This window comes from Mesorhizobium opportunistum WSM2075, from assembly GCF_000176035.2.
Classification (GTDB): Bacteria; Pseudomonadota; Alphaproteobacteria; order Rhizobiales; family Rhizobiaceae; genus Mesorhizobium; species Mesorhizobium opportunistum.
In genome coordinates this window covers 5,051,728-5,071,006 of record NC_015675.1, presented here as the reverse complement: position 1 = coordinate 5,071,006, position 19,279 = coordinate 5,051,728, and the positions used below count along the sequence as shown (strand labels likewise).

The 19,279-nt window shown below is 63.3% G+C and carries 19 protein-coding genes; 10 read left to right on the top strand and 9 right to left on the bottom strand.

Annotated elements, in window-relative coordinates; translation table 11 throughout:
- Positions 1 to 153 precede the first annotated feature (153 nt).
- Together parC and MESOP_RS24545 are read left to right on the top strand one after the other, a co-directional pair.
- Positions 154 to 2,406, top strand: a complete 2,253-nt coding sequence (gene parC / locus MESOP_RS24550) for a DNA topoisomerase IV subunit A (protein WP_013896028.1) — start codon at positions 154 to 156, stop codon at positions 2,404 to 2,406.
- Between the two features lie 242 nt (positions 2,407 to 2,648).
- Positions 2,649 to 3,863: an AI-2E family transporter gene (locus tag MESOP_RS24545; RefSeq protein ID WP_083833293.1), complete on the top strand. Its 1,215-nt coding sequence runs from the start codon at positions 2,649 to 2,651 to the stop codon at positions 3,861 to 3,863.
- A gap of 35 nt (positions 3,864 to 3,898) precedes the next feature.
- Here the strand turns inward: MESOP_RS24545 and MESOP_RS24540 are convergent, their stop codons facing one another.
- The 3 genes from MESOP_RS24540 to MESOP_RS24530 all read right to left on the bottom strand — a co-directional run bounded on the left by MESOP_RS24540 (position 3,899) and on the right by MESOP_RS24530 (position 6,297).
- Complete coding sequence (locus tag MESOP_RS24540; protein WP_041164298.1) at positions 3,899 to 4,795, bottom strand: DMT family transporter; 897 nt, start codon at positions 4,793 to 4,795, stop codon at positions 3,899 to 3,901.
- Positions 4,796 to 4,923: 128 nt separating this feature from the next.
- Positions 4,924 to 5,688, bottom strand: a complete 765-nt coding sequence (locus MESOP_RS24535) for an arginyltransferase (protein WP_013896025.1) — start codon at positions 5,686 to 5,688, stop codon at positions 4,924 to 4,926.
- 138 nt (positions 5,689 to 5,826) lie between these two features.
- On the bottom strand, positions 5,827 to 6,297 hold the full coding sequence (locus tag MESOP_RS24530; protein WP_013896024.1) for an RDD family protein: 471 nt from the start codon (positions 6,295 to 6,297) through the stop codon (positions 5,827 to 5,829).
- Positions 6,298 to 6,507: 210 nt separating this feature from the next.
- Here MESOP_RS24530 and sthA point away from each other — a divergent pair, with 210 nt between their 5' ends.
- A complete protein-coding gene (gene sthA, locus MESOP_RS24525; RefSeq protein ID WP_013896023.1) occupies positions 6,508 to 7,896 on the top strand; it encodes a Si-specific NAD(P)(+) transhydrogenase in 1,389 nt (462 codons plus the stop codon).
- A gap of 80 nt (positions 7,897 to 7,976) precedes the next feature.
- On the opposite strand, the gene MESOP_RS24520 is transcribed toward sthA, so the two are convergent.
- Positions 7,977 to 8,672 carry an alpha/beta hydrolase gene (locus tag MESOP_RS24520; RefSeq protein WP_041164296.1) on the bottom strand — a complete coding sequence of 232 codons (696 nt, stop codon included), beginning with the start codon at positions 8,670 to 8,672 and terminating at the stop codon, positions 7,977 to 7,979.
- A 202-nt stretch (positions 8,673 to 8,874) separates the two neighbouring features.
- Here MESOP_RS24520 and MESOP_RS24515 point away from each other — a divergent pair, with 202 nt between their 5' ends.
- A complete protein-coding gene (locus MESOP_RS24515) occupies positions 8,875 to 10,053 on the top strand; it encodes an OpgC family protein (RefSeq protein WP_013896021.1) in 1,179 nt (392 codons plus the stop codon).
- Between the two features lie 15 nt (positions 10,054 to 10,068).
- Here MESOP_RS24515 and MESOP_RS24510 read toward each other — a convergent pair whose 3' ends face one another.
- The gene (locus MESOP_RS24510) at positions 10,069 to 11,145 is read right to left on the bottom strand and encodes a LacI family DNA-binding transcriptional regulator (protein WP_013896020.1); all 1,077 of its coding nucleotides are present in this window, start codon (positions 11,143 to 11,145) and stop codon (positions 10,069 to 10,071) included.
- 371 nt (positions 11,146 to 11,516) lie between these two features.
- On the opposite strand from MESOP_RS24510, the gene MESOP_RS35815 reads away from it, so the two are divergent.
- Positions 11,517 to 11,666: a hypothetical protein gene (locus tag MESOP_RS35815; protein WP_013896018.1), complete on the top strand. Its 150-nt coding sequence runs from the start codon at positions 11,517 to 11,519 to the stop codon at positions 11,664 to 11,666.
- A 12-nt stretch (positions 11,667 to 11,678) separates the two neighbouring features.
- On the opposite strand, the gene MESOP_RS24505 is transcribed toward MESOP_RS35815, so the two are convergent.
- Together MESOP_RS24505 and MESOP_RS24500 are read right to left on the bottom strand one after the other, a co-directional pair.
- A complete protein-coding gene (locus MESOP_RS24505) occupies positions 11,679 to 12,044 on the bottom strand; it encodes a DUF423 domain-containing protein (RefSeq protein ID WP_013896017.1) in 366 nt (121 codons plus the stop codon).
- Positions 12,045 to 12,083: 39 nt separating this feature from the next.
- Positions 12,084 to 13,337, bottom strand: coding sequence for an MFS transporter (locus tag MESOP_RS24500; RefSeq protein ID WP_013896016.1), 1,254 nt, complete (start codon positions 13,335 to 13,337; stop codon positions 12,084 to 12,086).
- A gap of 117 nt (positions 13,338 to 13,454) precedes the next feature.
- Between MESOP_RS24500 and MESOP_RS24495 the strand changes: the two genes are divergently transcribed.
- A complete protein-coding gene (locus MESOP_RS24495; RefSeq protein ID WP_013896015.1) occupies positions 13,455 to 14,120 on the top strand; it encodes a GntR family transcriptional regulator in 666 nt (221 codons plus the stop codon).
- Positions 14,121 to 14,223: 103 nt separating this feature from the next.
- On the top strand, positions 14,224 to 14,484 hold the full coding sequence (locus tag MESOP_RS24490) for a DUF982 domain-containing protein (RefSeq protein ID WP_013896014.1): 261 nt from the start codon (positions 14,224 to 14,226) through the stop codon (positions 14,482 to 14,484).
- A 50-nt stretch (positions 14,485 to 14,534) separates the two neighbouring features.
- On the opposite strand, the gene MESOP_RS34005 is transcribed toward MESOP_RS24490, so the two are convergent.
- On the bottom strand, positions 14,535 to 14,681 hold the full coding sequence (locus MESOP_RS34005) for a hypothetical protein (protein ID WP_013896013.1): 147 nt from the start codon (positions 14,679 to 14,681) through the stop codon (positions 14,535 to 14,537).
- Between the two features lie 200 nt (positions 14,682 to 14,881).
- Here MESOP_RS34005 and MESOP_RS24485 point away from each other — a divergent pair, with 200 nt between their 5' ends.
- Positions 14,882 to 15,853, top strand: coding sequence for a glycosyl transferase family 90 (locus MESOP_RS24485; RefSeq protein WP_013896012.1), 972 nt, complete (start codon positions 14,882 to 14,884; stop codon positions 15,851 to 15,853).
- Positions 15,854 to 16,009: 156 nt separating this feature from the next.
- Positions 16,010 to 16,981 carry a glycosyl transferase family 90 gene (locus tag MESOP_RS24480; RefSeq protein ID WP_013896011.1) on the top strand — a complete coding sequence of 324 codons (972 nt, stop codon included), beginning with the start codon at positions 16,010 to 16,012 and terminating at the stop codon, positions 16,979 to 16,981.
- A 13-nt stretch (positions 16,982 to 16,994) separates the two neighbouring features.
- On the opposite strand, the gene MESOP_RS24475 is transcribed toward MESOP_RS24480, so the two are convergent.
- Positions 16,995 to 18,038: an aldo/keto reductase gene (locus MESOP_RS24475; RefSeq protein WP_013896010.1), complete on the bottom strand. Its 1,044-nt coding sequence runs from the start codon at positions 18,036 to 18,038 to the stop codon at positions 16,995 to 16,997.
- A gap of 281 nt (positions 18,039 to 18,319) precedes the next feature.
- Here MESOP_RS24475 and ppk2 point away from each other — a divergent pair, with 281 nt between their 5' ends.
- A complete protein-coding gene (gene ppk2 / locus MESOP_RS24470) occupies positions 18,320 to 19,240 on the top strand; it encodes a polyphosphate kinase 2 (protein ID WP_013896009.1) in 921 nt (306 codons plus the stop codon).
- Positions 19,241 to 19,279: the final 39 nt, after the last annotated feature.

Genomic DNA, 19,279 nt, shown 5'->3' with positions numbered 1-19,279 from the left:
GCGCCGTCGCGCTTGGCAATAGATGCGGCGTGTAACAGATTGATGTTGGCCGGCAAGCCGGACCTTTCGGCTTCATGTTGCACAAAGGACGCAAGTCGATTGGCCCGGCACGCGCCACTTGCCGCGAATCACCCGCTCGGCTAGTTCCAGCCCATGGGAAAAAGGCTTTTGCCGCCTGACAATGGCGGTGGCGATCATATCGAACCGGTCGACCTGAAGAAGGCGCTGGAAGAGCGCTATCTCGCCTATGCGCTGTCGACCATCATGCATCGGGCGCTGCCCGACGTGCGCGACGGACTGAAACCGGTCCATCGCCGCATCATGCATGCCATGCGCCTGCTGCGGCTCAACCCCGACCAGGGCTTCGCCAAATGCGCCCGCATCGTCGGCGAGGTGATGGGCAAGTTCCACCCGCATGGCGACCAGTCGATCTATGACGCGCTGGTGCGGCTGGCGCAGGATTTTTCGATGCGCTATCCGCTGGTCGACGGGCAGGGCAATTTCGGCAACATCGACGGCGATAACGCCGCCGCCATGCGTTACACCGAAGCGCGCATGACCGACGTCGCGACCGAGCTGTTGGCCGGCATCACCGAGGATGCTGTCGACTACCGGCCGACCTACAATGAAGAGGACGAGGAGCCGGTCGTGCTGCCCGGCGCTTTCCCGAACCTCCTGGCCAATGGCTCGTCGGGCATTGCCGTCGGCATGGCGACGTCGATCCCCCCGCACAACGCAGCCGAACTTTGCGACGCCGCACTTCACCTGATCGAGCACCGGGACGCGCCGGTGGCGAAGCTGATGGATTTCGTCCAGGGTCCGGATTTCCCGACCGGCGGCATCATCGTCGACAGCCGCGCCTCCATCCTCGAAGCCTACGAAACCGGCCGCGGCGGCTTTCGTGTCCGCTCCAGGTGGAGCCAGGAAGACCAGGGCAGGGGCACCTGGAGCATCGTCGTCACCGAAATCCCTTATGGCGTGCAGAAGGCGCGGCTGATCGAGAAGATCGCCGAGTTGCTGATGGCCCGCAAACTGCCGCTGCTCGAAGACATCAGGGACGAAAGTGCCGAAGACATCCGCGTCGTGCTGGTGCCCAAGAGCCGATCGGTCGATCCCGGCATCCTGATGGAATCGCTGTTCAAGCTCACCGAGCTCGAAAGCCGCTTCCCGCTCAACATGAATGTGCTTTCGCGCGGCAAGGTGCCCAATGTGCTGTCGCTCAAGGGCGTCCTGCAGGAATGGCTCGACCATCGCCGTGATGTGCTCGTCCGCCGCTCCAAGCATCGCCTGGGCGAGATCGAAAGACGGCTGGAGATCCTCGCCGGCTATCTGATCGCCTATCTCAACATCGACGAGGTGATCAAGATCATCCGCGAGGAGGATGAGCCCAAGCAGGTGATGATGGCCCGCTGGTCGCTCACCGACACCCAGGCCGAAGCCATCCTCAACATGCGCCTGCGCGCCCTGCGCAAGCTGGAGGAGTTCGAGATCCGCAAGGAATTCGACGGCCTCACCACCGAGAAGAAACAGATCGAGGCATTGCTTGCGTCCGACGCCAAGCAATGGTCGACGATCAAGTGGGAAGTCACCAGCATCCGGGACAAGTTCGGCCCGGAGACAGAGCTCGGCAAGCGCCGCACCCAGTTCGCCGATGCACCCGAGCACGACCTGACCGACATCGCCCATGCCATGATCGAGCGCGAGCCGGTCACCGTGGTGGTTTCGGAAAAGGGCTGGCTGCGGGCGATGAAGGGCCATCTGGCCGATCTCTCGACGTTGACCTTCAAGGAGGGCGACAGCCTCAAGCTCGCCTTCCACGCCCAGACCACCGACAAGGTGCTGGTGTTCACCACCGGCGGCAAGTTCTACACGATCGGCGCCGACCGGTTGCCGGGCGGGCGCGGCCATGGCGAACCGATCCGCATCATCGTCGACATGGACAATGACCAGGATATCGTCACCGCCTTCGTCCACGATCCCAAGCGCAAGCTGTTGCTGGCCTCCTATGACGCCAACGGCTTCATTGTGCCGGAGGAGGAAGTCGTCGCCAACACCCGCAAGGGCAAGCAGGTGATGAACGTCAAGGCGCCGGACGAAGCCAAGCGCTGCGTCCCGCTCACCGGCGATCATCTCGCCATCGTCGGCGAGAACCGCAAGATGCTGGTGTTCGCGCTTTCAGACATCCCGGAAATGGGTCGCGGCAAAGGCGTGCGGCTACAGAAATACAAGGATGGCGGCCTGCTCGACCTAAAGCCGTTCACGCTGGAGACCGGCCTGTCCTGGCAGGATTCGGCCGACCGCACGTTTACCCGGTCGCGCGAGGAACTGGCCGAATGGATCGGCGCCCGCGCGTCGGCCGGACGGATGGTGCCGAAGGGATTTCCGAGGACGGGGAAGTTTGGGTAGCGGCTGATCTCCACCCTCGAGGGGGAGACGTCGCCGAAGGCGACAGAGGGGGTCGGTTCGACCGGACGCAACCTCCTGCTTTAACAGAAGAGGCTAACGCCTTACGGGCGGCGACCCCTCTGGCCTGCCGGCCATCTCCCCCTCGAGGGGGAGATCGCTCACTCCCCCAACTCATTTGGAGTATCGTCACGATTGCTGCACTATATCCGTGCATAATGGGGTGCTTGGGAGAGACGGGCGTTTTGAAGGAAGCAAAAATCCAGAAACCGGAACGGCAGCAGCGCCTGTTCGGCCTGTCGACGCCACTGCGGTCCGCGGTCATTCCGCCGCTGTCGGCGGCGCGCTGGCTGCTGGTGCTGATCGTCGCCGCCGGCGTCTATTTCTTCCACGGCTTCCTTTTCCCGGTGCTGGCGGCGCTCGTCATCGCCTTCGCAAGCTGGCCGCTCTACCGGCGCCTGCTGGCCAGCGTCGGCGGCAACCGCACCATTGCCGCCACCTTTGCCATCCTGTTCATCCTGGCCTTCCTGGTCATACCGATCGCGCTTGCCGGCACCTACGCCATCAACGAGGTGCGCGAGTGGGTCGGCTGGGCGATCGAGACCAATCGGCACGGTGCCACCACACCGCACTGGATTGCTACGCTGCCTGTCATCGGTGAGTGGCTGAACGAACAATGGACGGACAATTTTGGCCATCCCGGCGGCATCGGCGAGCTGATCCAGTTGATCAGCGGCGCCAATATCGGCAGCATCTATCGCGGCGTGCTCGCCGCCGGCGGCAGTGCTTTCGGGCTGTTGCTGACGCTGCTGTTCATGATGATCGCGCTGTTCTTCGCCTATCGCGACGGCGAACACTTTGCCGGCCAGGTCGACCGGCTCGGCGAACGCATCCTGCCGACCCGCTGGGAGCGGATCTCGCGCGTCGTGCCGGCGACGATTTCTTCGACCGTGACCGGCATGACCGTTATCGCCATCGGCGAGGGGCTGGTGCTGGGCATTGCCTACTGGCTGGCCGGGGTGCCATCCCCGGTAACGCTCGGCGCCCTGACCGGCGTCATGGCGCTGATACCCGGCGGCGCACCGCTGTCCTTCACGCTGGTCTCGATCTACCTCGCCGCCAGCGGCTCGCCGATGGCCGGCCTGGCGCTGTTCCTGTGGGGAGCGGTCGAGCTGTTCATCGTCGACAAGACATTGCGCCCGAAGCTTGTCGGCGGCCCGATAAAGCTACCCTTCCTGCCGACCTTTTTCGGCCTCATCGGCGGCGTCAAGACCATGGGTTTCCTCGGCCTGTTCATCGGACCGGTGCTGATGGCGCTGCTGGTGGCGATCTGGCGCGAATGGCTGCGCGAGGTGGAGCTGGCCGACGAGACGGCCGCCGACTCGGCGGCCGAAATCGAGGCCGGTCCGCAGATCGAAGTCCTGCCGGAATCCAGTGCGGCGAAGAAAGCCAGCGCCTGATAAGGACCGGCTTTGCGCCGTAAGCCGAATTGTCGCTAGACCGGGTGGTGCACCGCGAAATCGACCCGGCGCTTGCGCCCTTCATGCAGCTGCCAGAGCGAGTGCGCGACCAGCGTGACGATCAGGATCGCGCCGCCGATCAGGCTGTTGCGGGTCGGTGCCTCGGCAAAGATCATCCATACCCAGACCGGCGCCAGCACGGTTTCGAGCAGGTAGAACATCGCCACCTCCGGTCCTGAAATGTATTTCGGCCCGGCGGCGAGGCAGAAGAACGAGATCGGCATGATGATGGCGCCGTTGAAGACGATCCACCATGGCGCGTTCACATGAAAGCCTTCGCCTGACACCATGAAGACCGCCAGCGCGAGCGGCAGAAGGACGCCGACGAGCGAGGTGAATCCCATGTCCTTGCCGCTGGCGCGCGAGATGGTGATGGCCACCGCGATGAAGAAGGCCGAGCACAGCGCCATGAAATCGCCGAACAGCTTGCCGGTGCCGACCGAGCCGCCGACGATGACCAGCACGCCGAGGATCATGATCGCCATCGCCGCGATGGTCACAAGCCGTGGCCTTTCCCTCAGGAATATCCAAGATAGCAAGCCCGCGAAGACGGTGTTGAAAGCCAGGATGAACACCAGGTCGGCGGTCGAGGTGTGGTAGACGGCGGTGACGAAGGTGATCCCGGTCAGCCCGTAGCATATCGCCACGATCAGGCCGGACCAGCCGGGGATGAGCGGCGGGGCGCTTCGGCTGAGTGCCCGCCAGACCGACCAGATGACCATGGCCGCCACGAAAGTAGTGCCGGTGCGCAGCAGCATGATCGTCCATGCGCCTCCGTCGGCGAGGCGGATCAACGGTATATCGACAGTCAGCGTGAGCCCGCCGAGGGCGGTTATCAAAAGACCTTTCTGGTGATCGTAATGAGAGGACATGCAGGAACTTTCGCAATGAAATGCAGGCTGGCGGCCGGCTGGTGCAATGGCGCACTCTCTCCAGCCAACCGGCTGAAAGACCAGCATCCCCTGCCTTGAAACAGTTTAAGGGCGGACCGTGGAAAAACTCAGCGCGAAACCGCTTCGTTGATGTAGCGTTCCCAGCCCTTGGGGCCGAGATGCTCCTGCGGCATGAAGCGCATCTTATAATTCATCTTGCGCGAGCCATTGACCCAGTAGCCGAGGTAGACATGGGGCAGGCCCATCGCCCTGGCGCGGGCGATGTGGTCGAGGATCATGAACGTGCCGAGCGAACGGCTTTCGAAATCGGGATTGAAGTAGGAATAGACCATCGACAGGCCGTCGGCCATCTTGTCGGTGAGCGCCACCGCGATGAGTTCGCCCTGGCCCTTGCCTGTGATGAAGGTGTCGGGGCCGCGCCGCCGGTATTCGATCACCTTGGTGTCGACATGGGTATCCTCGACCATCATGGCGTAGTCGAGCACCGTCATGTCGGACATGCCGCCGCGGCGGTGGCGGGCATCGAGATAGCTGCGGAACAGTGAATATTGTTCAGTCGAGGGCTCGGCATTGTGCATGGCGCCGACGAGGTCGGAATTATGCTGCAGCACGCGCTTCATGTTGCGGCTGGCAACGAATTCCTGGGCCAGGATGCGCACGGACACGCAGGCGCGGCAGGTCTCGCAGGCCGGTCTGTAGGCGATGTTCTGCGAGCGCCGGAAGCCGCCTTGCGTCAGGAGATCGTTCATCTCCGACGCCTTGTCGCCGACCAGATGCGTGAACACCTTGCGCTCGAACTGACCGTCGAGGTAGGGGCACGGCGACGGCGCGGTCAGGAAGAACTGCGGCGACTGGGTCGGGTGCTGCGTCATCGAGCCTTGGAAACACTCCTTCGAGTCGCTCTACCTTTGGCGCGGAAAGCGAAAAATTCAACAGGATTGTGAAGGTACGGGCGAACAGACGCCTTCACATTTGTGCCGATATGGCGGTAGCGCTTCCAGAAAATGCCGTCAACGGCCGGTGCGGCTGACCACGGTGCCGAGCAGAAGGTCATGCAGCGTGCGCTTGCGGTCGGCAAACAGGGTCACCAGCAGGACGAGCGGCGACAGGATGACGTTGCCGGCCCAGAACAGCACGGAATGGACGACCGCGGTGAGGCCGTCGATCGGCCTGCCGTCGAGCCGGTCGAGGCGGATGCCCATCATCTTCATGCCCGTGGTGGCCTGGTCGGTGCTGCCCAGCGTGTTCCAGATGTAGAGGATGGCAACGGCCGGCACGAGGACGCCAAACAGCACCCAGCCAAGGCCGAGGGTCAAGAGCCCGAGGAAGAACACCAGTATGGCGAACGGAATGGTGAGCAGCGCGACCATGATATAGTCGAGCACGAAGGCCAGGATGCGCCTTGTGCGCACGCCTTCATAGGCCCTGACATCATCGAGCCTGGTGTTGATGATTTCGCCGTCGAGAACGCGCGCGTTCATGTCATTTCCTCGTAACAGGGCCCGACATAGGCTGCGGGCCGCCCGACAATGAAATGGTGAAGGCCTGTGCCGGAATCAAGATCGGGCTTCATTGCGGGCGCGAGGACGGAACGGCGTCTGGCGCAAGCCGAACCGGTTGAATTTGCCGCGCGAATGGCATTAGCTTGCTGCGGCGCACCAAAGCGCCGAGGGGCAGGGGAACGGGGCACTATGGACTACGACATGCTGGTCATCGGCAGCGGCCCTTCCGGCCGCCGCGCCGCGGTGCAGTCCGCCAAGCTCGGCAAATCGGTGCTGGTGGTCGATAGGGGCCGGCGTCTTGGCGGCGTCTCGGTGCACACCGGCACCATCCCTTCCAAGACGCTGCGCGAAACGGTGCTCAACCTCTCGGGCTGGCGCGAACGCGGCTTTTATGGACGCGGCTACCGGGTCAAGCAGGATATCTCGGTCGGCGACCTGGTCGAGCGGCTGCACAAGACGCTCGACCATGAGGTCGAGGTCCTGCAGCACCAGTTCATGCGCAACACGGTCAAGAGCGCACGTGCCGCGGTAAAATTTCTCGGTCCAAACAAGGTCAGCCTGACGACCGACAATGGCGACTACAGCGAAGTCGGTTTCGCCAATGCGCTGATCGCGGTCGGCACCAGACCGCACCGGCCGCGCGACGTGCCCTTCGACAAGACCCGCGTCTTCGACAGCGACGAGATGCTGGAACTCGACCGCTTGCCGCGCACGCTGACGGTGATCGGCGCCGGCGTCATCGGTGTCGAATACGCCACGATCTTTTCCGCTCTCGACGTGCCGGTGACGCTGGTCGAGCCGCGCAGCTCCATCCTCGATTTCGTCGACCGCGAGATCGTCGACGATTTCATCCATCAGATGCGTGATCGTGGCATGACGATAAGGCTGGGCAGTGCGGTGAAGGAAATCCGCTCCAGGCCGGAAGCCGCCGAGGTAGAACTGGCCGATGGCCGCACCATTCGCTCCGAGGTCGTGCTCTACGCCGCCGGCCGCACCGGCAATGTCGGCAGCCTGGGGCTGGATGTGGTCGGCATCGATGCCGATACCCGAGGCCGCATCAAGGTCGACCCGCAGACCTTCCAGACCAGCGTGCCGAACATCTACGCGGCTGGCGACGTCATCGGCTTTCCGAGCCTCGCCTCCACCTCGATGGAGCAGGGCAGGGTCGCCGCCTGTCATGCCTTCGGCGTGGCATTGCCGCCGCCGCCGGAAACATTCCCTTATGGCATCTATGCGGTGCCGGAAATCTCGACCGTCGGCCAGTCCGAGGAACAGGTGCGCGAGAGTGGCGCCGCCTACGAGGTCGGCGTGGCGCGCTTCCGCGAGACGTCACGCGGCCACATCATGGGCGTCAACACCGGCTTCCTGAAATTGTTGTTCTCGATCGAGACGCGTCGCCTGCTCGGCGCGCACATCGTCGGCGAGGGCGCTACCGAACTCATCCACATCGGCCAGGCGGTGATAAATCTCGGCGGCACGGTCGACTTCTTCGTCAACAACACCTTCAACTACCCGACGCTTGCCGAGGCCTACAAGATCGCCGGACTTGATGCCTGGAACAGGATGGGGCGGGGGTAGGCGCTAGCTCTCCACGCGGATTCCGCAGGCCCGCACGGCCGAGCGCAGATCGACACTCTGACCGTTCGGGACAGAAGCCCTCAGCTTCGCTGTATCGCCGCCTGTCCCGCCAGCCATTGCTTGACGATCGCCGCGTCCGGCTCACCGATTTCATGGCCCGAAGGAATGATCCGGGCGTCGATCTCGCTGCCGTGGCGGCTGAGCAGCGTCACCAGTGCAGGCGCGAAGGGACCGTAGGTCTCGTCGGCTGCTCCGGCGATGATCAGCGTTCGTGTCCCGATGAGGGTCGCCGCCGGCGCCTGGTCGAGTACAGGCATTTCGGGCTCAGGCATTTCGAGCACAGGCATCGGCCTCAGCAGCGCCGCCCCGCGCACGATGCCTGGATGCAGCAGCATCAGGCTTGAAACCAGATTGGCGCCGTTCGAATAGCCGAGGAATGTTGCCCGGGCGAGCTCAAGCCCATGGCGCTTGGCCGCTTCGCCGGCGAATGCCGCGAAAGCGGCAGTTTCGGCAACGATGTTTTTCTGTTCGAATCGCGTCGGGGTGATCCGCTCGAACCAGCGAAAACCGTCCTCCTGGGGGATCCGGCCACGCGCAGCGATCAGCACGGCGTCGGGCGCGATCTGTCTCGCCAGCGGCACCAGGGTCGTCTCGTCGACACCGGAACCATGGAGCAGGAACAGGCATTCACGGCGGCTCCCGCCGGCACCTAGAAGCCGGTAGGGAAAGGCCAGATCCATGACCAGCGGGCCGTTTTCGACGCTGTCGCCCATCATTCCGCATCCTCTTGATTATATGAGGTTTCGCTGAATTTGCCGGCTTCAAAACGCAATATTTTCATGCTCCGCGAAAGTTGATTGAACCGGGCGCATTCCAGCCCGTTTCTGCGCCGATACACTCCCGTGGGAGGAATCGAAGCGGTGCGCCCCGGGGGTCGCATTGCTGGACATGAACAACCAGCTTTGAGGCCTTTTGTCGATGACCACCCCCATTTCGCCGGAACGCGATACGCGTATCGATGTACTGCGCGCGCTCGCCCTGCTCACCATCTTCGTCGACCATGTGCCGGGCACCGCTTTCGAGGTGCTGACCTACAAGAATTTCGGCTTCTCGGACGCGGCCGAGGCGTTCGTGCTGATTTCCGGCATCTCGGTCGCGCTCGCCTACGGCACGAAATTCCGGCCGGGCGGCCGGCTTCTCGCAACCTTGAAGATGTGGCGGCGGGCGGGTGTGCTCTACGTCACCCACATCGTGACGACCATGGCGGTGATGGCCCTGTTCTGCGCCGTGGCGGTGTTTGCGAGGCGGCCGGACCTGCTGAGGCTGATCAACATCGAGCCGCTGATGAAGAACCCGCCGGAAGTGCTGGTCGGCATCGTCACGCTCGGCCATCAGCTCGGCTACAACAACATCCTGCCTGTCTATGCCGTGCTGCTTTTGATGGCGCCGGCCTTCGTCCTGTTCGTCAGCTACAGGCCCGTCGCCGCACTTGTCGTGTCCGGCGCGCTGTGGCTCGTCGCCGGCATCTGGCAGATCGCCCCGCCCAACTATCCAGAGCCTGGCTTCTGGTTCCTGAACCCGCTGTCCTGGCAGTTCCTGTTCAACATCGGCCTGGCCGCCATGCTGCATGTCAGGCGTGGCGGTGTTATCCCGGTCAATCGCTGGCTGGTCGGCGCCGCCGCTGCCTATGTGCTGACGGCGCTGGTCTGGGTGCACAGTCCGCTGTGGGGGCAGATAACCTGGTTCAAGCTGCCCGTGGTGATCGGCGGCTTCGACAAGACCTTCCTGTCGTTGCCGCGGCTGTTGCACATCCTGGCGGTCAGCTATCTCGTCGTTGCCCTGCCGGCGCTCTCCAGTCTGTTCCGGACCAGCCCCGACCATCCGCTGGCGATACTGGGCAAGCGCTCGCTTCCGGTCTTCATCGCCGGCACGCTGATTGCCATGCTCGCCCAGGTGATGAGGCTGATCAATCCGGGCGGGCTCGTCTATGACAGCCTGCTGCTATCGGCCGGCATCGCCATGCAGTTCGCGCTCGCCTTCTATCTCGAATGGCTGTCGACCATCGCAGGATCGGGCAAAGCCCGCGCGACGCAAAAGGACGTCGCGCCGGTCCGCGCGCCTTTCGGCATCTCCGCCGTGGCGAGAGCCAATCGCTGAGCTTGGCCGCACGGCTCAGCCGCGTGGCGGAGCCGACGAGGCCCGCACGATCAGTTCGACAGGCAAAAGCTGCCGGCTGACCCTGCCGTCGCTCTCCAGGATCGCTTTGACGGCAAGGCGGCCGATCTCGGCGATGGGCTGGGCGATCGTGGTCAAGGGCGGCTTGGACGTCGCCGCTTCCGGAACGCCGTCGAAGCCGATGACGGAAACGTCGCCGGGCACGGCCAGCCCGCGCGCGCTCAGCCATTCGAGCGCCACCAGGGCTGTCCTGTCGGACATCGCCAGGATGGCGGTGGGCGGCTCGCTGGAAGCGAAGATGGCTTCAAGCCCCGCTTTCGTGGTGGCCGCATCGTTGGCGGTCTCGTAGACGGGCACTTTGGATATGTCGACGCCAACCCGCGAAAGCTCCTGGAGATAACCGGTGAGGCGGTCGCGCGTCCCCGCATAGGTCGCGGCACGAACCTGCTCGGGCGACACAAGACCTGTCCTGTCGTCGGCGAAAGGCAGCGCCAGGACGGCAAAGCGGCGATGTCCGAGATCGGTGAGATGGCGCGCCGCCAGGCCGGCGCCGGCGATGTTGTCGACGCCGATCGCCGCGACCGATCCGTCCTGCGAATCCAGATCGAGCGCCACGAACGGCAGTTTGCGCTCGCGTGCCAGTTCCACCAGACGCGAGCCGCCTTCGATGCAGAAGACGATGAAGCCGTCGACCAGCGCGCTCTGGATGTTCCAGGCAAGCTGTTCGTTGTTGGCGGCCGAGACCAGGGAAATCCCGGCCCCGGTTGCGTCGCAGGCTTGCGAGATGCCCGCCATCATGACGCGCGCGAAGGGATCGTCGAAGAAGTAGGAGAGGGGCTCGGCGGTGGCCACGCCGATGGCGTTGACCTTGCCGGCCCGCAGCAGCCGGCCCTTCGGATCCGGCCCGCCATAGCCCATCGCCTCTGCAGCCGCCTTGACCCGTTCACGGACTTCCTCGCGCACGATCTCGGGGCGGCTGAAGACATTGGACGCGGTGCCATGCGAGACACCTGCGGCCTTGGCGATGTCGGCCAGCCGGACGGGTCGTCGATTGCCTGCGGTGAGTGACGCCATTTTGCGCGTGCCTCCTGACATGCATTTAGCACGTTCCGGGCTTGCATCTAGCACTTTCGTTGGATCGATTCAAATTCTGCTTGACCAACGGCGGCCGAGGGCCTATCTTTGAATCGATCCAAACTGGCAGATTCAGGCTGCCGAAATGACCGAAGGGGAGGTGCGCCATGCATCCCGTCAACTATCTGTTTCAAGACATCTATCGCAACGACTGGAGCATTGTGTCAGCTGCCAACAGATCCAGGCGTCGAAATCATGCCGGCCCATGGGTTCGGGACCTTCGCTTTCTGGTGGAACGCAAGCGGAGCTGATCGGCGCAGCCGTTTTGTGCTCACCGATTGGATCGATTCAATTCAAGAGAGAGAAAAACCATGCATCCCGTCAAGCATCTGTTCGAAGACATCTATCGCAACTATTGGGGCATCGCGCCGGCCGCCGAGCGGCCCGAGGCGCCGCGCCGGACAAGGCTAGCCTCGCGCGGTCGCGACCTTTGGGTCCGATCCGAACGTCACCGGGACTGACCGTTCGGCATCTCAGGATCTTGGGCGCACCAAGGCGGAGGCGGCAATCGCCAGCCAGCCTGCGATGAGCAGGGTGCCGCCGATCGGCGCCGACATCGGAAACAGTCTCGATCCGAGAAAGTCGCGGGCGAGCAGATCGCCCGCGAAAAGCACGAGCCCGACAAGCAGGGCCAGGCTGGCCATCCGCAGCAAGCGGTTCGCACCGGCAAGGCCGACGGCGAGAAACACCGGTGCGTGCATCAGGAGGAACGATGCGGCCGTGCCGGTAAAGGCGCCGCCACGGTGCGCGGCCGCCGCCGACAGTGCCACACCTGCCGCACCGACGAGACCGCCGGCAAGCACGAGGATGCGGCTGGCGTTGGATTCAGCGAGACTCATGATAGCACGGCCCTTCGATTGCTGACTTGGGCGAATCCCTCAGGGCTCGCCCGCCTCCAGCAGCATATGCCGTGTCCGCCGCGACTGGACAATCCAGTTGTAGACGGCGCCGCCAGCCATCAGCACCGATGTGCCGAGAAACACCGCCGGCATGCCGAAGTGGCCGCCGACGAAGCCGCCGGTCAAGGGTCCGGCGACCTGCCCGACATATTGCGCCGAAATCGCCAGGCCAAGCACGTTGCCGCCGACGCCGTCGGGGACGTTGTGGCGGATGACGCTGGTGATGCAGGGCAGCAGGCCGCCAAGCGCCAGACCCATCAGGAAGCGCAGTCCTATCAATTGCCAGCTGTCGGTGACGAAAGCCTGCGGAATGAGCAGCAGGGCCGAGACAGCGAGCGCGCCCACGACGACGTTCCAGTGACCGACGCGGTCGGCGAGCTTGCCGAGCCAGGAGGCCGACAGGATGGTGCCTAGCGCCGCCGCCGACATCACCACGCCGGCGACCAGCGTCACCCGGCTCTGATCCTCGATGAGCTGCTGCACATAGACGGTGATGATCGGCTCGATCGACATGGTGGCGAACGCAAGCAGCATTCCGGTTGTCAGCATCGCCACGACCGGACGCTTGTCCGGGATCTGCGACCAGCCGCTCTTCGGCTTTGCCGCCGAAGCCGCTTTGGCTGCCTTCGGGCGGGGGGTCTCCTTGATCAGGAAGGTCGTGGCCAGGAAGGCAAGGAAGATGACGCCGCCGGACAACAGGAAGGTGGCGCGGATGCCGATGACCGGCGGCAGGGCGCCGCCGAGCAGGGGGCCGACCAGCGAGCCCGCTGTGATCCCCGCCGACAGGACGCCGAGCGCCCAACCAGAGCGGTCCTTGGGCGTCTGCATGGCCACCAATATGGTCGAACCCGAGGAATAGCCGCCGGCAAAACCGATCAGCAGGCGCAGCAGCACCAACTGCCAGACCGTTTCGACCATGCCTGTCAGCGACATGCAGATCGCCATGCCGAAACTGGCGCGCACCAGCATCACCTTGCGGCCGTAGCGGTCGCCCAGGCGTCCCCATAGCGGCGCAACCATGGCCGCGGCGAAGAAAGTGGCGCCATAGGCGATGCCGGACCACTGCACGATGGCCGCATGTCCCTGCGCGCCGAGCTGTTCGACATAGAGCGGCAGGAAAGGCAACAGCAAGGTCATGGCGATGAGCGTGCTGAACGAGCCAGCGAAGCAGACGGCGAGATTGCGCCGCCAGTGGATGTTGTAACCGCTTTGTCGGGTGTCTTCCTGCGTCATGTCCTTGCCTGCTCGATACCAGCGCTTGTTGCGGATACCGTTTTGGGATACCAAACTGGTATACGTCATGAACTTCAACCCCGCTGCTGTCAATGCGGCTTCGGAAAGGCGAGCGCGATGTCGCAGATGCAGAATGTCGAACGGCGGTTGCGCGAGATGATCCTGGGGCTCGAGATCGGGCCAGGAGAGCGGCTGACCGAGCGTTGGATCGAAGGCCGCTTCGGCGCCTCGCGCACGCCGGTCAGGGCAGCGCTTCTGCGGCTGGAGACCGAGGGGCTGGTCGGCAGGGACGGGCGCGGCTGGACGGTGTCGCCCATCAACCTTGCCGAGCTCGAGCAGATCGCGGTCTATCGCGAAGCGGTCGAGGTCGCGGCTCTGCGGCTGACATGCACGCACGTCGACGGGAATGCCATCGATGTCATCGAGGCGATGCTCGATTCCTGCGACGAAAGCACGCCGCGCGAGGAGTGGCATCGCGTCGGCATGGATTTTCACATCGAGCTGGCGCGCCTGTCGGGCAATGAATTCCTGTTCCGGGCCGTTCGCGATGCCATGACGCGGCTGTCGCGCGCCCGCTGGCTGGAGGTTCGCGACGAAGCCGCCCTTGGCCGCGCCTGGGCCGAGCATCGCGCCATCCTGGCGGCAGCACGCCTTGGCGATGCCGATGAAGCGGCCCGCCGGCTTTCAGCCCATATCGTTGGCAGCCGTGACCGGCTGGTGACGTCGCTTGCCAACGATCGACGCGGGCTTCGCGCCAGGGGTTTTGCCGTGGTCGCTGCTTAGCGCGGTCTGCACAAGGCGGGGCGATCGCTGCGAAAAGGCTGCGTCCCGATACAAAGCGCACTTTCGGCCTCGCTTCATGGATGCTGATGGCGTAAGAGCGGCGATGGAAAACAACCGATTTGAAACACCCGTGACCGTCAAGTCCGTCACGGCGGGAAGCACTCAGCTCTTGCGTTCGGCCCGGGAGGCTTCCGATTACCTCCTCAACAGCTGGCCCGGCAAGCGCAGCCCCAAGCACCGTGCGGCGCTGCAGGCCTGTCATGACGCGCTGGCCGGCGACAAGCCGGCCATGAATGCCAGGCGCGCCTTCATCGCGGCGGCGCGTGAAGTCGACGTTTTCGTCAGCGACAAGGCGCCCGCTTGACGCAATCCAATCGGATTGAGACGAGGCCCGCATTCGCGGGCCTCTTGCCGTCATTCCTCTGTTTCGGCGTCGGTCTCGGTCTCCGGCTTGGACCGTTCCCGCGCGGCGACCTTGGCGGCCTGCTTTTCGGCCTTCTTGGCTGCCTTTTGCCGGTCGCGTTCCTTGCGTTCCTGATCGTAGTTTGGTGCTCGCGCCATATCGGCTCCTTTTTGACCTGCCTTGCGGCTCAAACCTTGCCTAGGAGCATTAGCCGTCAAACACAACAGCCGAGGCAAAAGTACCGCAGCGTTCGCTTCCGCGGTTGGGTAGGGCTTGCCAGATGCGCGGCACAATGGTGTAGGAAGCGTCGGGGCGCCAACGAATTGAGAGCTGCCTGTTTGTTTTGATCAAGTGAACCATGGCCACAATTGCGCGGACGACGGCGAGGGTGTTCTATTATGCGCGAAACGTCGCGCGCGACGTCATTCCCCAAGCCCTGTTTCGACGCAGGCTGGCCGCTCGTCTCGAAACGGCCAGGCTTTCCGGCGAGCCGGCGCGCCGGCGGCTGAATTACTACAACAAGCTGCAGGATGGTTTCACGCCAAGCGCAAAGGCCGTGCGCATCAGCGAGCTGCCCTTCACTCCGACCATGTATTATTACGACCTGAAGGAGTTTGCCCGCTACTTCGATCCCGGCTTGCTGATCGACGTCCAGTTCGGAGACGTCATGAAGGTGCCGAAGGTGCCTTCGATCGTCAAGGATCGGCCGATCCGTGACGACGACAGCAACGCGGTCATCATGAAGCTCGACAAGTTTCGCCATTTCCAGATGCCGGCCGATACGATCCCGTTTGCCGACAAGCTGCCGACGGTGGTCTGGCGCGGCGATCTCAACAATCCGATCAGGACACGGTTTCTGGAAGCGGCGCGCGACCTGCCGTTCTGCGACGCCGGCTCGCACAAGGCCAACGCGCCGGCGGAGTATGCCAAGCCCTTTCTCACCATCCGCCAGCACCAACGCTATCGCTACATCGTTTCGCTCGAAGGCAACGACGTGGCGACCAACCTCAAATGGATATTGAACTCGAAGTCACTCTGCCTGATGCCGCCTCCGACATACGAGACATGGTTCGCGGAGCGGCAGCTCGAGGCCAATGTTCACTACGTGCCGCTCGCAGCGGACTTCTCCGACCTTGCTGAACATGTGGCTTTTTTCGAGCGGCACCCGGCGAAGGCCGAGCGCATCGTCGCGGCCGCGAACGCCTATTGCCGGACGTTCGACAATGAGCAGACCGAACAGGCGATCTCCCTGCTGGTGCTCTACAAATATTTCGTGCTTAGCGGCCAGATCAAGCCGGATGCCGATGTCTGGCGCTACATAACGGGATAGTTGCCGGCGACATAGCCGGCCCCTGTGGCCAAGCGCGCTGTCACCATTTGGAGGCGTCGCCCATTTTGCGAAATCTCTGACACGACCACGCGGGGGCGCGCGAGGAACTATTTCGGCTGTCGTGCGTTTGCTGGCGCTTGTTTTGATCAGAGAACGATGGCCACCATACAGCGAACGACCCAAAAGGTTTTCTACTATGCGCGGAATGTCATACGCGATGTCGCACCACAGGCAATCTTCCGACGACGGCTGGCAGGTCGCCTCGAGCAGGCCAGGCTCTCCGATGAGGCCGTCCGCCAACGATTGAACGACTACAACAAACTGCACGACACGTTCTCGCCCAGCCCCGATGCCGTCCGTATCGACAGCCTGCCGTCGACACGCAGCATGTATTACTACGACCTGAAGGAATTTGCCCGTTACTTCGATGCCGGACTGCGCCTCGACCTGGAGTTTGGCGACGTCATCGAGGTGCCCAAGGTGCCGTCATTCGTCAAGGATCGCCCGATCCAGGCCGACAACGACAATGCGGTGCTCATGAAGTTCAACAAGTTCCGCCACTTCTACATGCCTGTCGACACGGTTGCCTTCGCCGACAAACTGCCGGCCGTGGTCTGGCGTGGCGATCTCAACAATCCGCTCAGGACAAGGTTTCTGGATGCCGTGCGCGACTTGCCGTTCTGCGATGCGGGCTCGCACAAGCCGAACGCGCCGGCAAAGTACAGCAAGCCCTTTCTCAGCATCGGCCAGCACCTGCGCTATCGCTACATCGTCTCGCTGGAGGGCAATGACGTGGCGACCAATCTGAAGTGGATCATGAATTCGAACTCGCTCTGCCTGATGCCGCCGCCGACCTACGAAACGTGGTTTAGGGAGAGCCAGCTCGAGGCCAATGTCCACTATGTGCCGCTCGATCCGGATTTCGCCGATCTGGCCGAAAAAGTAAGCTATTTCGAACGGCACCCGGCCGCGGCGGAGCGCATCGTCCTCGCGGCCAATGCGCATTGCCGCAAGTTCTCCAACCAGCGAGACGAGCAGGCGATCTCCCTGCTCGTGCTCTACAAATATTTCGTGCTCAGCGGCCAACTCGAACCCTATCCCGAACTCTGGCGGTTCATCGGGGGCTAGATCCTGATGTCCGTCAGATGGCGCTGCGGTCGAGAACCGTGTCGGCGGGGCTGAAGCGATCCTTTGCCGTCAGTTGCTGGTGCCAGTAAGGGTAGAGCAAAGGCGGCCGGCTGACCGCGTCGAGGCGCTGGCGTTCGTCGGCACTGAGTTCCAGGGCGGCGGCTGCGAGATTGTCCTTGAGCTGGGCATCGTTGCGGGCGCCGATCACCAGGGAGGAGACGGCGGGGCGGCCGAGCAGCCAGGCAAGGGCCACCTGCGCCGCGGAAACGCCGCGGGCCTTGCCGATTTCGACCAGCACGTCGACGATCCGCCAGAGCCGGTCCTCGTCCCGGATCGGCGGCTCGGACCAGCCAGCGAGCTGCCGGGCGGTGGGGCTGTCGCGGCGGTATTTGCCGGACAGCAAGCCGCCGGCGAGCGGGCTCCACACCAGCACGCCGAGCCCCTGGTCGACCGAGATCGGCAGCAATTCATACTCTGCCTCGCGCGCCTCCAGCGAGTAGTGGATTTGCTGGGTGACAAAACGCGGCTGGTGATGGCTGTCGCTGACGGCGAGCCCCTTCATCACCTGCCAGCCGGAGTAGTTGGAGCAGCCGACATAGCGGATCTTGCCCTGGCCGACCAAGGTGTCGAGCGCGGCGATGGTTTCCTCAAGTGGGGTCAGGCCGTCCCATTCGTGCAGGAAATAGATGTCGATGACATCGGTCTTGAGCCGCTTCAGGCTCCTCTCGCATTCGCGGATCAGGTGATAGCGCGACAGGCCTTCGTCGTTGGGCCCCTTGCCGATCCGCATCCTCGCCTTGGAGGCGATCAGCACGTCGCTCTTGCGCTTGCCGCCGAGTGCCTCGCCGATGATCTCTTCCGAGATGCCGTTCGAATAGACATTGGCGGTGTCGAGAAGATTGATGCCGGCATCGATGCACATGTCGATCATCCGTTTGGCTTCGGCGAGATCGCTGTTGCCGACCGCGGCGAACGGGCCGGCGCCGCCGAAGGTCATGGTGCCCATGGTCAGTGTCGAAACCTTCAGGCCGGAACGGCCGAGAGTACGGTATTCCATGTCAGTCCTCGCGATTGTGTTGAATTGGGGCGGCGCGAAAGGGCAGCCCGGAATGCGACCGGGGATTTGTAGGACAATTCGGTCCGCTTGTCGCCATGCCAGGACGACGATCGATCATATCTCGCGGAATTTGCAGCGCCGGCAATCGTGCTCGGGCTGCAATAAAACCGTCACTGCCGGCCTATATTGAATTCGGCTAAGGTGTTCCGTTCCAGGCCGCGGGCCAGCAGGGTTGGGGCGCCGGGACATAAACCGACAGGCTTGCACGCGGAGCAACTGATATGACCGAGCTAAGACAGAATTCCCCTGCAAAAGACTGGCTCGAAGCCGAGCTCGCCGACACGCTCGACGAAGACTATGAGCTCGAAATGTCGGAACCGGCGCTGTCGATGGAGATCGCCAAGATCTACAAGAACTCGCATCCGCCTTCGATCGACCGCATGCAATATTTCCGCGACCTGATCACCTTGCAGTCCGAGCTGATCAAGCTGCAGTCGTGGGTCGCCTATCACAGGAAGAAGCTGGTGGTGATCTTCGAGGGCCGCGACTCCGCCGGCAAGGGCGGCGTCATCAAGCGCATCACCCAGCGGCTCAACCCGCGCATCTGCCGCGTCGTGGCATTGCCGGCACCGACCGAACGCGAAAAGTCGCAATGGTATTTCCAGCGCTACGTCCCGCATCTGCCGGCCGGTGGCGAGATCGTGCTGTTCGACCGCTCCTGGTACAACCGTTCCGGCGTCGAACGGGTGATGGGTTTTGCCGGACCGGAGCAGGTCGAGGAGTTCTTCCACGACGTGCCGGAGTTCGAGCGCATGCTGGTGCGCTCGGGCATCACCGTGGTCAAATACTGGTTCTCGATCACTGACGAGGAACAGCAGATGCGCTTCCTGATGCGCATCCACGATCCGATGAAGCAGTGGAAACTGTCACCGATGGACCTGCAGTCGCGCGTGCGCTGGGAACAGTACACCAAGGCCAAGGAAGAAACCTTCGCCCGCACCAACATTCCCGAGGCGCCCTGGTTCATCGTCGAAGGCAACGACAAGAAGCGCGCGCGGCTGAACTGCATCGATCATCTGCTGAAGCAATTGCCGTATGAAGAGGTGCCGCACGAGGAGATCACGCTGCCCGAGCGCGTCTTCAACCCGGAATACGAGCGCCAGGTCCTGCCGCGCGAACTTTACGTGCCGGAGAAGTATTGAGGGTTCTTCCTTCTCCCCGTATAGTGACGGGGAGAAAGG

Coding starts and splice junctions, on each gene's coding strand:
- MESOP_RS24475 (WP_013896010.1), bottom strand. CDS start 18,038: ATGGAATACCGTACTCTCGGCCGTTCCGGCCTGAAGGTTTCGACACTG.
- MESOP_RS24510 (WP_013896020.1), bottom strand. CDS start 11,145: ATGGCGTCACTCACCGCAGGCAATCGACGACCCGTCCGGCTGGCCGAC.
- MESOP_RS24535 (WP_013896025.1), bottom strand. CDS start 5,688: ATGACGCAGCACCCGACCCAGTCGCCGCAGTTCTTCCTGACCGCGCCG.
- parC (WP_013896028.1), top strand. CDS start 154: ATGGGAAAAAGGCTTTTGCCGCCTGACAATGGCGGTGGCGATCATATC.
- MESOP_RS24480 (WP_013896011.1), top strand. CDS start 16,010: ATGGCCACCATACAGCGAACGACCCAAAAGGTTTTCTACTATGCGCGG.
- MESOP_RS24495 (WP_013896015.1), top strand. CDS start 13,455: ATGTCGCAGATGCAGAATGTCGAACGGCGGTTGCGCGAGATGATCCTG.
- MESOP_RS24505 (WP_013896017.1), bottom strand. CDS start 12,044: ATGAGTCTCGCTGAATCCAACGCCAGCCGCATCCTCGTGCTTGCCGGC.
- sthA (WP_013896023.1), top strand. CDS start 6,508: ATGGACTACGACATGCTGGTCATCGGCAGCGGCCCTTCCGGCCGCCGC.
- MESOP_RS24520 (WP_041164296.1), bottom strand. CDS start 8,672: ATGATGGGCGACAGCGTCGAAAACGGCCCGCTGGTCATGGATCTGGCC.
- ppk2 (WP_013896009.1), top strand. CDS start 18,320: ATGACCGAGCTAAGACAGAATTCCCCTGCAAAAGACTGGCTCGAAGCC.
- MESOP_RS24530 (WP_013896024.1), bottom strand. CDS start 6,297: ATGAACGCGCGCGTTCTCGACGGCGAAATCATCAACACCAGGCTCGAT.
- MESOP_RS24540 (WP_041164298.1), bottom strand. CDS start 4,795: ATGTCCTCTCATTACGATCACCAGAAAGGTCTTTTGATAACCGCCCTC.
- MESOP_RS35815 (WP_013896018.1), top strand. CDS start 11,517: ATGCATCCCGTCAAGCATCTGTTCGAAGACATCTATCGCAACTATTGG.
- MESOP_RS24490 (WP_013896014.1), top strand. CDS start 14,224: ATGGAAAACAACCGATTTGAAACACCCGTGACCGTCAAGTCCGTCACG.
- MESOP_RS34005 (WP_013896013.1), bottom strand. CDS start 14,681: ATGGCGCGAGCACCAAACTACGATCAGGAACGCAAGGAACGCGACCGG.
- MESOP_RS24485 (WP_013896012.1), top strand. CDS start 14,882: ATGGCCACAATTGCGCGGACGACGGCGAGGGTGTTCTATTATGCGCGA.
- MESOP_RS24500 (WP_013896016.1), bottom strand. CDS start 13,337: ATGACGCAGGAAGACACCCGACAAAGCGGTTACAACATCCACTGGCGG.
- MESOP_RS24515 (WP_013896021.1), top strand. CDS start 8,875: ATGACCACCCCCATTTCGCCGGAACGCGATACGCGTATCGATGTACTG.